Here is a 14,993-nt window from a genome sequence, read left to right on the forward strand (position 1 = left end):
ATTGGGGATTTATCTAAGGAAAATAATTTCTGGTCGAAAACTGAAACCGGTTCTGGTTCTTATTACCATTAAAACCTTATTTTCGCCGCCTCGTTTTCTAAAGTTATTGTAAATCACTTTCCATGGTAAAAAGATTGCGCCTGGTACTTATTGCGGCCGTGTTACTGAGTGCTGTTTGCTGGCAAACTATATCAGGCCAATCAATTCCTCAGGATTGGTTCCATCTGGACCCTAAACTCGACCATTATTACGGAGTAAGTGATAACCGCGCTTACAGCGAATTATTAAAAAACCTTACTCGTCACACTGTAATTGTCGCAATTATTGATGGGGGAACAGATGTTGAGCATCCTGATCTTAAGGCAAATGTCTGGACTAATCCCAAAGAAATTTCCGGCAATGGAATAGATGATGATGGCAATGGCTACATTGATGATATACATGGATGGAATTTTATTGGTGGAAAAGATGGTGATGTGCAATATGACAATTTGGAAATAACGAGGGTTTACCGCGATCTCAATGCAAGATTTGGTAACAGCGATTCTTCCAAAATTTCGCCTGCGGACAAAGCTGATTATGAGCGATATTTAAAAGTGAAGCAGGATTTTACGAGAGAAGCCATGACTTCCAAATTCAACTATACACTCTATGGTAATATGGCTAAATCACTTCAGCGCTTATCGGCAGAGTTGAGTAACGACGATCCCACTGCCGACCAGGTCTCCTCATTTCAACCTGAAAATGATTCACTTGCCATAGCAAAAAATTTGCTGCTCAGCTTTTTATCTCATGGTTATTCATTGCACGATGCTCTAAGGGAAATGAATGACGGCGTTATGGAAGTGCAGGCGCAGGTGAATTACATGTACAACCTGGATTTTGATCCGAGATATATTGTCGGCGATAATTACAAAGATGCTTCAGAGCGTATTTATGGGAATAATGATGTAAAAGGACCCGAATCAATGCATGGTACTCATGTTGCAGGAATAATAGGAGCTGTACGTGGAAATGGTGAAGGGGTGGAAGGCATCGCTGCAAATAATGTAAGACTTATGATTGTGCGTGTAGTGCCTGATGGCGATGAACGTGATAAAGATGTTGCAAATGGCATAAGATACGCTGTAAATAATGGAGCCAAAGTAATTAATATGAGCTTTGGAAAATCGTATGGATATAATAAAGCAGCCGTTGATGAGGCAGTAAAATATGCAGCCAGCAAAGACGTCCTGTTGGTTCATGCCGCGGGAAATGATAGTAAAGACGATGATGTAAATGATCATTATCCTAATGCTCACTACTCGGATGGGACGGGCACAGCAACCAATTGGATTGAAGTAGGAGCTTCTTCCTATGATAAAAATGTAGCCTCATTTTCAAACTACGGAAGAAGAAGTGTGGATCTGTGGGGCCCGGGAGTGAAAATTTATTCTACCGTTACGGATGCAAAATATCAAAACCTGCAGGGTACCAGTATGGCTTCGCCGGCTGTTGCCGGAGTCGCCGCAATCATTCGTGCGTATTTCCCTGGCCTGACAGCTATACAGGTTAGAGAAGTATTGATGAAAAGCGTGGTTAAAATTCCTGGAAAAATAACCTTACCCGGAAGTGACAATAAAAAGATAAAACTTAAAAAAATCTCCCAAACTAATGGTGTGGTGAATGCCTATAATGCAGTAAAAATTGCGGAGAAGATGAAGCAATAGTTTTTAGTCTTTCCTTCAACCTGCAGTAATATCATTATCGGAACACCATTTAACTGTTATCTTCGTTAACAGAACCGCCGTAACTGTATGGATCGATTATGAGACTTATCCTTCTTTTAACTTTTCTCTCTGTAGCCATAACAGATGCCTGTACTAAGAATGTACTCAGCTCTTCTACAAAAATTACAGATAACCTGGTTGGTTGCTGGAAATTCTCTTTAGAAAAAAATGATTCCGGAAGAGTAACACGCGTCTTCAGAACCGGCGATCCTAAATGGGCTGCCTGGCCGGAACAGTATTGCTTTATAGCTCCTGATTCCATAACGTATTCTTCCGGCGGTGTAGATGCAATGCCCGTAAGATTTATGAGCGGTACTTACAGCCAAAAAGTACAGAGTGATAACGGTCATAAACTTATATCAATCAGTTTTTCTACAGATACAGAAAGTAAAGATGCAATGGAGAAAGAATTATGGTTTATACAAGATACTCTTTGTCTTAAAACAACAGGACAAAATGTGACTGATTATTACGTACATCAGTAACGAACCTTCTTAGAGAATCCCTGTCATTTAGTTTTATTTGCCTGAAATTTCCGCCTTTAAATACTCTGACAAAAAGACACAATAAAATTAACTGTACTACTTTTGTTACTGTAATGTTCAACTAAACTTATTGAGATGCCTGGTTTTATTTTTATTATCATGATTGGATTGCTGGTGGCGGGCTTTATCATACAGGCCAGACTTCGCTCTAAACTCACTGCCTACAGCAAATACCCATCCCCGAACGGAATGAGTGGAAAAGACGTAGCAGAGAAAATGCTTCGCGATAATGGAATTTTGGACGTGCAGATCATTTCTGCCGAAGGTTACCTAAGCGATCATTATAATCCAATGAATAAAACAATTAATCTTAGTCCGGAAATCTACAGCGGAAGAAGCATCGCTTCGGCTGCTATTGCTGCCCATGAATGCGGACATGCAGTACAGCACGCTGTGGCATATCGATGGCTTACATTACGTTCCCAGCTGGTTCCCGTGGTCAGTTTTTCTTCCCGTTGGATGCAATGGATCTTACTGGCGGGAATATTAACAATCCGGATGTTTCCGCAATTGTTACTTGCAGGTATTGTTCTTTTTGCATTGACTACATTATTCAGTTTTATTACATTGCCTGTAGAATTTGATGCCAGTAAACGGGCCCTTGCCTGGATGGATAAAACCGGTTTTATGAATAGCCAGGATTATACAAAAGCTAAAGATGGCCTCTGGTGGGCTGCTATGACTTATGTAGTTGCTGCGCTCGGATCTCTTGCTACTTTAGTTTATTATATTATGATTTACTCGGGAGGAAGAAGAAACTGATTAAAGCGAAATCATAAACAAGCCCGTTCCTTGAGAACGGGCTTTTATTTTTTTATGGCTATCTCAAAGAAACTTTTCTCGTTACCATCGCACCATCCTGCCCCACTGTTACAAGGTATAATCCGCCTGGAAGATCAGCAAGTGAAAACTGGTATTCATTCTTATCTGTAGAAAGGGCTTTAACCTGCTGGCCTGCTAAATTAAAAACCTGAATGTTCATGGTACCTTTTGCAGAAGGTGAGGAAATATAGACCTGTTTTTCAAAAGTGAATATCCTTGCATGGTGATTCTCTACTGATGCAATTCCAACCCCGGCTGGCCCCATATCTCCGGCCACAATACCTGAATCGGCAATGGACTGATAAGCATAATCTTTAACAATAAAGTAGACAGAGTCTTTATTGGCAGTCACATCCAGTCTTGCCCATCCATAGAGCAATCCGTTACCTGCAGTAACCCTCAAACCAAGGTATTTATCTTTCACGTTATACCAATTTCCATAGGTTGCCAGCAAATCTCCGCCAGGATTGGTACCTACAAATGTGGCCATGTATTGTGATGAAAACGTACTCCAATCTTTTTTGGCGTCTATAACATCGCCTGCATTAAAAGCCAATGGATAAACATAGCTCGTACCATTGGTACTCGCAGCTATAGAATTACCGGGATAAGGTATTGCATAAACCTGACGGACTATATGATTTTTTGAGCTGATGGTGTCATATATCTGGATGAGAAAATCCGTATTGGAATCTCCATCTAAATCAAGCGCATAATTACCACCATTTTTTTGAACAACAGCATCAGGCTCCACGTTTGTATAAACGATCTGTCCGTTGGCGTTAGTCGTTCCTGCAATAATAGGTGCTGCAAGTGCCGAATAGGATACTAATTTTCTGAGGAGTGTAGAGTTTTCTTTTTTCATGAAGTTCGGGTTTTATTTATTAAAAATAAAGAAAAATACTTTAAAAAACTGCTTTGCTGCTAAAGATTTAAAAGGAATAGTTTAATATCAAAATCCTCATCTCTGAATAGCGGAATTTCAAATCAATTTCTCATTTTGCAGGTGTCAATATTTTTCATTCCCTGAAGAATTTTACTATTAGTAGCATCAATGAAACAAAATTCCGTCCTATGCTCTTTTTTCTTCCTGCTGGCGTTAATTTTTTCCCAGTCATGCAAACAAAACAAGATACAACCAGTACCTGCAAAAACATCCCCAAAGGGTACACTATTCATTATTGGAGGTGGCGATCGAAATGATAAACTGATGCAACGCATGATTGATGAATCAGGTTGGAAAAAAGGCGATGATGTTGCTATCATGACCTTATCCAGCAGTGATGACAGCACTTACATTTGGGAGAATGAACAGTTCTATCATCTTACGGGTCAGAATGCTATCAAGTTTGATTCTGCAGCTGTTTACGATGGAAAGAAATCAGATTCTTTGCAAGGAGCTAAGATCATTTTTATTAGTGGGGGAGATCAAAGCCGGTTCATGAGGCTGATAGAGAATTCACATGTAAAACAGATTGTTCATGATGCTTATTTCAACGGCGCACTTGTGGGAGGAACCAGCGCCGGAGCTGCAGTGATGAGCGAAAAGATGATCACCGGCAATCAGTTACAGGATACCGTTTATTCATCCACCTTTAAAGTGATTCATAGCAATAACCTGGAATTGACGGAAGGGTTAGACTTGCTGGATTCGGTGATTGTAGATATGCATTTTGTGGCACGCAGCCGATATAACCGTTTGTTCTCCGCTATCATGGAATATCCGAGATATCAATGTATAGGCATTGATGAAGCCACGGCATTAATAGTTCACCAGGATTCTGCAACGGTAACTGGAGCAAGTGAGGTCATCGTTTTTTCTAACCCTAAAAAAGTGATAAAAGGCAGCCATTATTTAATGGGCGCAAAAGATATCGATGTCTCTGTTTATCTGCCGGAAGAAAAGTTCAGGATAAAAAATTAATTTATACAGTGCTAATTCTAATAGTTATCGCAGCTTATTATAACAGCGCTAGTTTAAGTAAGCTATTGTTGTTTAATAAATTTCCTGGTCACTATTTTTGATCCGGTGTTTACCCTCAATATTAAAATGCCATCAGGAAAACTTTGAAGGGGAACTGTGTATTCCTGCTTGGTTAAGATACATTTTTTATGATTGGTAAACTCTTGCCGAAAGGAGGCATAACAGAGTGACTAATTTGTGTTGTAATCAGAAACATAAGGATGGAGAGATATTCCAGCATGATGTATTAATCTTAACTATGAAATTTATGAAAAAAAATTTAAATGTATTACGGCATAATTGCGACGCTCCCTGATCTCGCGATAGTAACAGGCTTATTACCGGCTTTTATTAAACAAATAGAAACTGCCGTATCTCATATGGTACATAGGAAAAGAACCATGGTATTTGTTTGTTTCATTCATTAATCAAAATGTATTTTTAGAAAAATAATCTTTTAGAGTATCCTATCACCACTCAAATAATTATATGGATTTTATAACCGTTTTATCATGACGCTGGTAGCAAAAGCACAACACCTTCAGGAGAAAAGTATTTTAGTTGGACTTATTCATGGCGGGCAAAAGGAAGAGCAGATGAATGAATATCTTGATGAGCTGGCATTCCTTGCTGAAACTGCGGGAGCTATAACTATGAGACGTTTTACTCAAAAGCTCCATGCACCTGATCCGCGCACCTTTATTGGCCCCGGAAAATTGGAGGAAGTAAAAGACTATGTAGAAGCAAAAGAGATAGACCTGGCAATTTTTGATGATGATCTCACAGGAAAGCAGATCAATAATATTGAGAAGGAATTAAAGATTAAAATTCTCGACCGCAGCAACCTGATCCTCGACATTTTTGCCAATAGGGCCCGCACGGCTCAGGCAAAAGCACAGGTGGAACTGGCGCAGCTTCAATACCTGCTTCCACGCTTAAAGGGACTGTGGAGCCACCTTGAGCGCCAGCGCGGAGGAATAGGAATGCGCGGACCGGGTGAAAAAGAAATTGAGACGGACCGCCGTATTGTAAAGTATCAGATAGCGCTGTTAAAAAAAGAGCTCGAAAAAATTGATAAGCAAAATCAAACACAGCGCAAATCAAGAGGAGAGTTAATCCGCGTTGCACTGGTCGGATATACCAACGTAGGTAAATCTACCCTAATGAATGTGCTCAGTAAATCAGAGGTATTTGCCGAAAACAAGCTGTTCGCAACGCTGGATACTACCACGAGAAAAGTGGTAATGGGCCGTATGCCTTTTCTTCTTAGTGATACGGTAGGCTTTATTCGTAAGCTGCCCCATCACCTGGTTGAAAGTTTTAAATCGACGCTTGATGAAGTTCGTGAATCAGATATTTTGCTGCACGTGGTAGACATTTCTCATCCTCAGTTTGAAGAGCAGATTCAGGTGGTTAATGAAACGCTCGTTGAATTAAAAGCACAGAATAAACCTACTCTTTTGGTATTTAATAAAATGGACCTCTACGAACAAAATTATTTTGATGAATTTCTTTCTGAAACGGTTCGTGAAGAATTACTGCGCAATCTAAAACATGCCTGGAGCAAGCAAACGAATGGAAATGCTGTATTCATTTCAGCCACCAAAAAAGAACATGTGGATGACCTGAAAACTAAGGTCTATGACCTGGTTAAAGAACTCTATTTAGAGCGATATCCGTATAAGGCTGCATTCTTTTAAGACAGTCTCAAACAATTAAAAGTGTATGCAGATACCTTATTAAACTAACATCTGGAATTGAACCATGTCTTACCTGGTTTCATTCTGCATGTTGCGAACTATTTTAACAACGAGGTTTCTGGGCGTAAACCGAATTGATTCAACCATTAACTTATTTACAAGACCGTGCACTGCAACTGCCTTGCCCTTCATCATTGCTTTGTAGCCATATGCTGCTACCTCTGCGGAGCTTTCCAGCTTTTTACCTTTTATTAATTTAGAATTGTGCAAATCAGCCTTTTCCTGGAAGCCACTTTCAGTTGGGCCCGGACATAGAGCTGTAACCGTTATATTGTAAGGCTTCAATTCATCATAAATTGCTTCGCTGAAATGCAATACAAAAGCTTTGGTTGCATAATAAACCGCCATGGTAGGGCCCGGCTGAAATGCTGCCGTGGAGGCTACATTCATAATTTTTCCACCCTTTCTTTCTTTCATTCCGGGTAAAAATAATTTACAGAATTGCGTTAGCGTAACCATGTTAAGGTTCATCATTTCTTCCAGCTTATTCCAGTCAGCATCTATAAACATTTCAAAGTCACCGAAACCGGCATTATTTACCAGGTAATCAATTTGTATATCCGCACTTTTTAATTGATTAAAAATAAAAGCTGCTGCTCCTTTTTGTGACAGATCTTTTATAATCACCATCACTTCTGCTTTGAACTGCTGTCTTAACTGCTCTGCAAGCTGATTAAGCTTTAATTCATTGCGGGCTATTAACACCAGGTCATGTTTATGCTTAGCAAATTCTTTTGCAAGTTCCATTCCTATGCCACCGGAAGCGCCTGTTATGAGTGCAGTATTTTTCACCTGAGTTTATTTATGAGACGATTTAACAATTAAATTCTTTTAATTGTAAACCCCTGTCTGGAGAATTACTTATAGACTTATATTACCTGGTCCTTTTATGAGGGATATTAAACTGGTCACTTCAGAAATTCTTGTTTGTAAATACACTGCTAAATTATTTACTTATTCTTTAGGCTTTTTACCTTTGCTGATAATATACATCCATGAATTTCCTTCCTGAAGAAATTGAAAACTATTCGCAGCAATATACAACTGCAGAAGATAATGTATTAGAAGAACTCAATCGGGAAACTTACGCCCGGATCTTAATGCCGCAAATGCTCTCCGGTCATCTGCAAGGTCAGTTTTTACGAATGATAAGCAAACTGATTCGGCCTCAGAATATTCTTGAGATTGGGACATTTACCGGCTATTCTGCCATTTGCCTGAGCGCCGGATTGCAGGATAATGGCACTCTTTATACTATTGATACAAATGAAGAATTAAAAGAAACAACAGAGAAATACTTATCAAAAGCGGGTATCGCTAACCGTGTAAAATTTCTTATAGGAAAAGCCGTTGAAATTATTCCTTTGCTGAATGTGGTTTTTGACCTGGTTTATATCGATGCTGATAAACAAAATTATAGCCGCTATTACGATATGGTTTTTGATAAAGTGAATAGCGGTGGGTTGATTTTGGCAGACAATGTTTTATGGAGTGGAAAAGTAGTAAGAAATGAGCCTGATGAAGAAACACAGGCATTAATTGCATTTAATAATAAGATTAAAAGTGATCCTCGTATAGAGCATATATTGTTGCCGTTACGGGATGGCGTAATGATGATCAGGAAAAAATGATTGCACAATTCACGCGAAGATGGAAATCGTAAGCGTTTATTTCCAGCGTAAAACACGATAGGAATGAAATTAAGAACTGTATTTTTTTTTCTCTTTTTTATTTGTTACAGATCATTTGCGCAATCATATGATGAACTGGTAGATCAGTATATCAATCAATATAAAGATATAGCCATAGAAGAGATGCAGCGAACCGGAATACCTGCAAGCATCACACTTGCCCAGGGCATTATTGAATCTTCTGCCGGTCAAAGCCCACTGACCACTCAGGCTAATAATCATTTTGGAGTAAAGTGTCATGATGATTGGAATGGAGAAACTTACTTATATGACGACGATCGTAAAAATGAGTGCTTTCGTAAATATCCTTCCGCACTCGATTCTTTTAAAGACCACTCCGATTTTTTAAAGATGCATCAGCGCTATTCTGTATTATTTACTTATGTCGCGGATGATTATAAAGAATGGGCAAAAGGATTAAAAAAATGCGGCTATGCCACTAACCCGCACTATGCAGGCATTCTTATAAAATGCATAGAAGACTATGATCTGCACCAGTGGGATTTAGAAGATGCAGAACGCGCTGCCTGGTTTGCAAAGGTCAACCAATCAGAAGAAAAAAAATTGAACATTAAGGAAGAAGGAAATCCCGAAATAGTAAATTCTTCTTTAACCAGTGTGAATGCGGAAGAGCGTATTTCCATATTCAATAACATAAAAACAGTTACGCTGCAGCCGGAAGAATCGCTTAAGGATCTCGCTACTACTTATGAAATCAGCATGAAACGTCTTCTGCGATATAATGATATTTCTACTGCCTCACAGCTGGTTGCAGGCAACACGGTTTACCTGCAGCCCAAACGCAGTCATGGCGACGCAGATACGGTAATCATAAAAGAAGGTGAGACTATGTTTGATATTGCCCGTGACCATGGTATTCAGCTCGACGAATTGTATAAAAAAAACTTGCTCGATCAGGGCGCACAACCTGCATCCGGTCAAGTTATTTATCTGCGGGAAAAAAGAGAAGTGGCTCCATTAACAGCAACTGCTGTCACTAAAGATTCAGTAAAAATTTCTAAAATAAGCCCTGATAAAATTGAACTGTTAAAGCCGCAATATCATGTAGTGGCAAAAGGCGATACCCTCTTTTCTATTTCTAAAAAATATAATCTGACTATTGATGAGCTGAAAGGAATTAACAAGCTTCGCTCAAGCCAGATATATGTTGGTGAGAAATTAAGAGTTGAAAAGTGAAAGGGAATTTCTAAGGTGCTTTTCTTGCCGCAATCAATTTATATCTCCCTGCATCGGCCTTATCAGGATTTCTTCTACTACTGTCTGCGGTGAAAGGATGAAGGCATTCCACACTGCGCGGGCTATATCTTCTGCCTTCATGAAACGCTCCTCCGGAAGATCCATGCCCTCCCACGAATTGGTGAGCGTAGCCCCGGGTAACAACGCCGTAACTTTAATATTATAGGGAATCATTTCCAAGCGCAGGTTTTTAGTGTAACCCAGCAATGCAAACTTTGAAATCCCATATGATCCACCATTGGGATAGCCCTGCAGGCTGGCAGTGGAGCAGATATTAAAGATGTGACCGCTCTTTTCGCGGATCATCATCTTAATTAAAAACTGGGTGAGGTAATAAGCACTGTACAGGTTCGTCCTGATCAGTTTTTCCAATGTTCCCCCTTTCTCCTTGTGCACCTGGCCGGGCAAAAAGATTCCGGCATTGTTAACTATCACCGAAAGGATGTTCCATTTGCTCCTTATGAGATCGGCAAAAACTTTTAGCTGTTTTTTATCGGAAACATCGCATTGCTGTGCAAGTATGTCAATATCCGGAAACTTCTGCTGCAGCGATTCGCAGAACTGATCCAATTCTTTTTTATTACGCGAACAGATGGCAAGGTTGAAGCCTTCTGCAGCAAATTTTTCTGCAATTGCTTTTCCAATGCCTTTTGTAGCTCCTGTAATTACTGCATTCATATTGTTCTTCCGATAATCCCAAACGTAGCTTTATTTTTGGAAATCGTCATTTTCAGCATCAGGCAGTTGAATTCAAATATTAAAATTACAATTTGGTATCTTCCATTATTTTTGATTTTAATACTATTGAACGATAAATTGCTGCAGTTCAGCAACACTACCATCAGCCTTCAAACCTTTCAAAAGGTAAAAACCCTTCGGAAACATGCTTACATCCACTGAAACTTTTGAATCTATAGTTCCATGGTAAAAAGACCTTCCTAAGAGATCCAACAATATAACTTTCCGTATTTCGGAGGTTCCTCTCAATTCTATGGTAACCTGCTTCTGTGCTGGATTTGGATATACAAAGAGCATAGATGGTTTACTTTTAGAACCACTTTGCATTTGTGTATAATACTTTGCAAAGATATCTTCCACATTTTCTCCCGAAAGTCTTTCGGCACTGCTATCTATTTCTTCATCTAATATTTTCGCTACCATTATAAGGTTAACGATGGAATCTACTGTAGGTAACTCAATGCCGTCAACTGTAGTAAGTGTCCAGGAGGTGTTTAAGGAGTCGTAATTTAAGCCAAGAACAGAAAGGGTGGAGAAGTTCTCACGGGTATTATCATTATCCTTTATTATAAAATCATCATAGGCATCACTAAAGGCATCCGTTACAATATCGGAGACTGAGAGTGATGAATCCTCTTCTCCCGAATCGGCTATTCTTGCCTGGCCATTGCAAAACGAACAATCATACGTTGAAGGAACGCACACAGATATAGGCTGTCTGTCGAATGTTACTCCGCCCGATGATGAGCAAGTGGCTGAATTCTGAAACTTATAGCTCGACGGTGCTGGCGGGACATTTACTCCGCCAGGCGGGCACCAGATATTTCTTCGGGCCTTGATCGTAGTTATAGGATTTGAAGCTTGCGTGTAGCACATGTCGAACAGCAGGGCACTATTACCGGTGTTCCGTGTAAACCATAAAGGATTGAACAATCCATTGTTATCGCTATTAATATCATTTGTAACAGGATCGATATTCAAAATAGTGTTAGTTCCTTTTATGCCTGCGCCGCCATCCCTGACGACCATAGCACAACCGGCATCACCCATAGTAAGCATAGAAGTATACGCGCCGCTGCCACTGTTCCAGCTTCCATACAGTGCCATTCCGGTAACAAGTGTCTGATCAACTTTAGCTCCGTTTCGCATCCAGATCTTCGAGTCTACACCGTATATTCCGGTATTACAGTTATAAACAGAGCTGCCATCCATGTAAAGCGCTTTCACGTCAGTCAGATTAAATCCCTGATCGTATCCCTGGATCTCACCGCCGTCCATTGTAGTGTTTTTACAGTTGATAAGTGAAATAGCTTTGGAACCAGCAGCAAGATTATAAGTAGGCGTGCAATCGATGATGCGCATTTTATCTACCTGGTTGCAATTGATGGCGGCAGGGCAATTGGAGAAGCTGCAGGTATTGATATTTACCTGAAGCGGAAGGGCAATCTGCCGGAGCTCAAGGCCTGTAGCAAAATTTGTAAACGTGCTGTTTTTAATGTCGCACACGGTACTGATTGTTTTTCCATATAATCCTTCATTACCGATAGGCGCAGATGAAAAACCGGTGAAATTTACATGATTGACATCTATAGACGCATTCAACACTTTAATCTTCGCATTATTATGGATACTCACATCGCCATTTTTAATCGTCACTGGATGACCGTCCAGCGTTAGCACTACATTGTCATCAAGCTCTATCATTTTATGCCCTTGCCCCGCACCATCCCATATAATATCACTATTGTTGCTCAACGTTAAATTGGAGTTATTCATGAAATGGTAAAAGCCGGTTCCCTGATAAATGAAATCTGCGCCGTTGTCAAATTTCAGGGTACCTTCCACCCGCAGCTCGGCTGTATATTGGTTATATTGCGGGTAGTTAAGCTGAATTCCCTGACCTGCTACATTATTCTTGATTATGATCTTACCGCCTGGTTCTATGTCTACTAAACCATCATTCCAGATGTAAAGCATGGCTCCGTCTTCAAGAATAAGGGTACTGCCCTTCTGTACGTATACTGCAGCCCCTTCGTGAACTTCTAATTTGCTTCCCGCTTGCATTGTTAATGTACTTCCATTTTTGATGTAAAGACTTCCATATGGATCGATATGAAAATATGAATTGGGCAGGCAGGTCATCACAGTGGGTTGTGCGAAACGATATTGGCCGGAGACCGGATCGTTATCATAGGCAATATGCTGAGTGGGACTCGCGCCGCGATCGAGCGTAACAGAATGTCCGCCTGTTATATTTACCGAATACTCGGTTGGATCATTAAGGGGAAGGTTCGCTGGATCAAAATGCACGCTCGGATGAAGTTGAATATCAGGTGCGCACCATCGAGCATCATTAATAATGTCATAATCATCCCAACGAATTCTTACCTTAAGATCTACTGGAGTTTCACCCATCATGTTTGTTGCTCCCCAGGTGGTGTTTGGAATTTCATTTAAAATCTCTATCGACAATCCATTAAGGTGGATCGTGCGATTTTCGTATTGGTCAAAGAAATATGGACTCGTACTGCTTGTTGGCGGATTAATATCGTTAGCCACATTAAATTCATGACTCTGAAGAGTTAAAACGGTAACAGGCGAAGGATTTGTTGAAATACCAATCTTCGATTTGCCTGAAGCAAGACTGAATGCATCTTCCGAATCGCCATATCCTTGCATATTGCAACTAAATGCGCCATTCACCACTTCTCCTCTGTATACATCGCTGCTATCAGCATATGGAGATCCGAGCAAAATTCGTCCATCTCCTGTTCGATCATAGTAATTAAACAAATCAGAGCATCCTGTAAATGGGTTGGGAAGTGTATTGTAAGATGATTTGTCAAAAGGCACTACGTAGGTACTGCTGTTTTGCCAGCAAGCACCCAGTTGCTCTAAATTAGGGCGATAATCGAAATCGAAATTTCCTTCGGCTTGTATTGGCATCATCCAACTACCTAAGCAATTTGGATCGTAGTAGTCATAAACATCCTGAAAAATATCTGTCGAATGCCCGGGGTCGGTGGTGAGTTTCCTGTCTTTGCCAACCTGAATGTATGCGTACATTCCGCTTGCCCATGGTGTGGAATTAAAAGCCCCTTCATTATTTTCATGATCAAACTCTGAAATCATCTGATGATTTTCAAGCCATAAATATTGGTTCTTGATCGCACCGGGCGCTGTATTGCTGCCGCCAACATAATCAATGTAGGGCAGCTTGATCCTGATCGCATCGCCCGATTTGCAAAAGTCGCGCAGAATGTAAACGCCACCATCGGGATTATTATCCTGAGAGTAATGCTCAAAGTCAATGAGTGTTGTTCCGGTTTCATTAAGAGCACCCAGCAAAGTGCTTCTATTTCCAATCAGCCAAGATGATGGCGGTCATATCCACAATATATATCTGAAGGATTATCATACTGTGCGGTAGTGCAATACATCTTCGGTGCTGTCATAAAAGTCCAAGGTCCAGCCCCTCCGCCGCTATGCCAGTTATTCCCTCCGAAAAGTCCGTGCAGAAATTCAGCGGTAAATGTGAGCCATGCATCATGCCTGCTGCATCCTCCCCATGAAGAAGCAAGATAAGTAGTATAGGGACCACTTGCATCGCTTAACGCAACGATATTGCTACCATTTACCCCTGCTCCGCCCGCACAGGAACCTGCAATTTTTCCGTACAGGTTGTGATTCCAAATGATAAACACTATATCAATAACATTGTTCGGATCATTTGCATTGCTTTTCTGCAAACCTTTGCTGTAGCTGTCAATAATATCGAAGTCGGTCAATTGCTTTCCATGCGCTGTCGAATTGTTCGTTATGTATGAGGCGAGCGCATTCAGGCCGGCGGAAAAACAGTAGTCGGTTAGGCCGGAGGCGGTACAAGGCACAATAACACTTGCATAATCGCCGAGCACAACTAAGCTGCCCTGGGAAGCTTCAAAGAAATAGTCCGTCAATGTCCCCTTTGTAATGTTCGATGCTCCGGTATAATCCGCATCAAACAACGGTTTAGCTATGGGATAATTTCCACCGCCTGTTTCCCATTTGGGTGGAGCATTTGCGGGCCATTCATTGTTATCATACACAGGTGCTGTAAGACAGTTACCGGCAGTATAATCTACGTTTGCGTAAACAACAAGTACTCTTATTTGAATAGGAGTTGCCACCGTTCCTTTCGCAGGCAGCCAGTAACCATTTTCGGAACTTACTGTTTGTGCAATAAGAGAACTCCAACAGATCAGTGAAACCAAAAGAGTAGATAACGTTTTCATAAGAATGAGGATTATTGTTTAATAATTATTTCCTTAAAGAGCTCTTTGCCTTGTTCACCGACTGCCATTATCAGGTAACACCCAGCAGCCAGGTCGTTGACCAGGCAATGAAAGTTGGATGATCTCATTGTTTCACTGAGGCGAACATTGCCAAGCATGTCCATAATTTTTATT

General features: G+C 40.6%; 13 protein-coding genes. 7 read left to right on the forward strand and 6 right to left on the reverse strand.

Annotated elements, in window-relative coordinates:
* Nucleotides 1–122: 122 nt before the first annotated feature.
* From H0W62_13875 to H0W62_13885, 3 genes are all read left to right on the forward strand, one after another.
* Nucleotides 123–1,709, forward strand: coding sequence for a S8 family serine peptidase (locus tag H0W62_13875; protein ID MBA3649610.1), 1,587 nt, complete (start codon nt 123–125; stop codon nt 1,707–1,709).
* A 98-nt stretch (nt 1,710–1,807) separates the two neighbouring features.
* Nucleotides 1,808–2,254 (forward strand): hypothetical protein, encoded by a 447-nt coding sequence (locus tag H0W62_13880; protein ID MBA3649611.1) that lies wholly within the window; start codon nt 1,808–1,810, stop codon nt 2,252–2,254.
* Between the two features lie 135 nt (nt 2,255–2,389).
* Entirely contained in the window at nt 2,390–3,076 is a 687-nt protein-coding gene (locus H0W62_13885) for a zinc metallopeptidase (GenBank protein MBA3649612.1), read from the forward strand.
* Nucleotides 3,077–3,134: 58 nt separating this feature from the next.
* Here H0W62_13885 and H0W62_13890 read toward each other — a convergent pair whose 3' ends face one another.
* A complete protein-coding gene (locus H0W62_13890; GenBank protein MBA3649613.1) occupies nt 3,135–4,001 on the reverse strand; it encodes a T9SS type A sorting domain-containing protein in 867 nt (288 codons plus the stop codon).
* 189 nt (nt 4,002–4,190) lie between these two features.
* On the opposite strand from H0W62_13890, the gene H0W62_13895 reads away from it, so the two are divergent.
* Nucleotides 4,191–5,060: a cyanophycinase gene (locus H0W62_13895; protein MBA3649614.1), complete on the forward strand. Its 870-nt coding sequence runs from the start codon at nt 4,191–4,193 to the stop codon at nt 5,058–5,060.
* 62 nt (nt 5,061–5,122) lie between these two features.
* Here H0W62_13895 and H0W62_13900 read toward each other — a convergent pair whose 3' ends face one another.
* Nucleotides 5,123–5,239, reverse strand: coding sequence for a T9SS type A sorting domain-containing protein (locus H0W62_13900; protein MBA3649615.1), 117 nt, complete (start codon nt 5,237–5,239; stop codon nt 5,123–5,125).
* Between the two features lie 372 nt (nt 5,240–5,611).
* Here H0W62_13900 and hflX point away from each other — a divergent pair, with 372 nt between their 5' ends.
* Complete coding sequence (gene hflX / locus H0W62_13905; protein MBA3649616.1) at nt 5,612–6,799, forward strand: GTPase HflX; 1,188 nt, start codon at nt 5,612–5,614, stop codon at nt 6,797–6,799.
* A gap of 69 nt (nt 6,800–6,868) precedes the next feature.
* Here hflX and H0W62_13910 read toward each other — a convergent pair whose 3' ends face one another.
* A complete protein-coding gene (locus H0W62_13910; GenBank protein MBA3649617.1) occupies nt 6,869–7,606 on the reverse strand; it encodes an SDR family oxidoreductase in 738 nt (245 codons plus the stop codon).
* A gap of 248 nt (nt 7,607–7,854) precedes the next feature.
* On the opposite strand from H0W62_13910, the gene H0W62_13915 reads away from it, so the two are divergent.
* Nucleotides 7,855–8,490, forward strand: coding sequence for an O-methyltransferase (locus H0W62_13915; GenBank protein ID MBA3649618.1), 636 nt, complete (start codon nt 7,855–7,857; stop codon nt 8,488–8,490).
* 63 nt (nt 8,491–8,553) lie between these two features.
* Complete coding sequence (locus tag H0W62_13920; protein ID MBA3649619.1) at nt 8,554–9,747, forward strand: LysM peptidoglycan-binding domain-containing protein; 1,194 nt, start codon at nt 8,554–8,556, stop codon at nt 9,745–9,747.
* Between the two features lie 33 nt (nt 9,748–9,780).
* Here the strand turns inward: H0W62_13920 and H0W62_13925 are convergent, their stop codons facing one another.
* The 3 genes from H0W62_13925 to H0W62_13935 form a co-directional block, all read right to left on the reverse strand.
* Nucleotides 9,781–10,485, reverse strand: coding sequence for an SDR family oxidoreductase (locus H0W62_13925; protein ID MBA3649620.1), 705 nt, complete (start codon nt 10,483–10,485; stop codon nt 9,781–9,783).
* A gap of 123 nt (nt 10,486–10,608) precedes the next feature.
* On the reverse strand, nt 10,609–13,893 hold the full coding sequence (locus H0W62_13930; protein MBA3649621.1) for a T9SS type A sorting domain-containing protein: 3,285 nt from the start codon (nt 13,891–13,893) through the stop codon (nt 10,609–10,611).
* 17 nt (nt 13,894–13,910) lie between these two features.
* Entirely contained in the window at nt 13,911–14,819 is a 909-nt protein-coding gene (locus H0W62_13935; protein ID MBA3649622.1) for a hypothetical protein, read from the reverse strand.
* Nucleotides 14,820–14,993: the final 174 nt, after the last annotated feature.

Source organism: Chitinophagales bacterium (assembly GCA_013816805.1).
GTDB lineage: Bacteria > Bacteroidota > Bacteroidia > Chitinophagales > UBA10324 > MGR-bin340.

Coding starts and splice junctions, on each gene's coding strand:
- H0W62_13875 (MBA3649610.1), top strand. CDS start 123: ATGGTAAAAAGATTGCGCCTGGTACTTATTGCGGCCGTGTTACTGAGT.
- H0W62_13880 (MBA3649611.1), top strand. CDS start 1,808: ATGAGACTTATCCTTCTTTTAACTTTTCTCTCTGTAGCCATAACAGAT.
- H0W62_13885 (MBA3649612.1), top strand. CDS start 2,390: ATGCCTGGTTTTATTTTTATTATCATGATTGGATTGCTGGTGGCGGGC.
- H0W62_13890 (MBA3649613.1), bottom strand. CDS start 4,001: ATGAAAAAAGAAAACTCTACACTCCTCAGAAAATTAGTATCCTATTCG.
- H0W62_13895 (MBA3649614.1), top strand. CDS start 4,191: ATGAAACAAAATTCCGTCCTATGCTCTTTTTTCTTCCTGCTGGCGTTA.
- hflX (MBA3649616.1), top strand. CDS start 5,612: ATGACGCTGGTAGCAAAAGCACAACACCTTCAGGAGAAAAGTATTTTA.
- H0W62_13910 (MBA3649617.1), bottom strand. CDS start 7,606: ATGGAACTTGCAAAAGAATTTGCTAAGCATAAACATGACCTGGTGTTA.
- H0W62_13915 (MBA3649618.1), top strand. CDS start 7,855: ATGAATTTCCTTCCTGAAGAAATTGAAAACTATTCGCAGCAATATACA.
- H0W62_13920 (MBA3649619.1), top strand. CDS start 8,554: ATGAAATTAAGAACTGTATTTTTTTTTCTCTTTTTTATTTGTTACAGA.
- H0W62_13925 (MBA3649620.1), bottom strand. CDS start 10,485: ATGAATGCAGTAATTACAGGAGCTACAAAAGGCATTGGAAAAGCAATT.
- H0W62_13935 (MBA3649622.1), bottom strand. CDS start 14,819: ATGAAAACGTTATCTACTCTTTTGGTTTCACTGATCTGTTGGAGTTCT.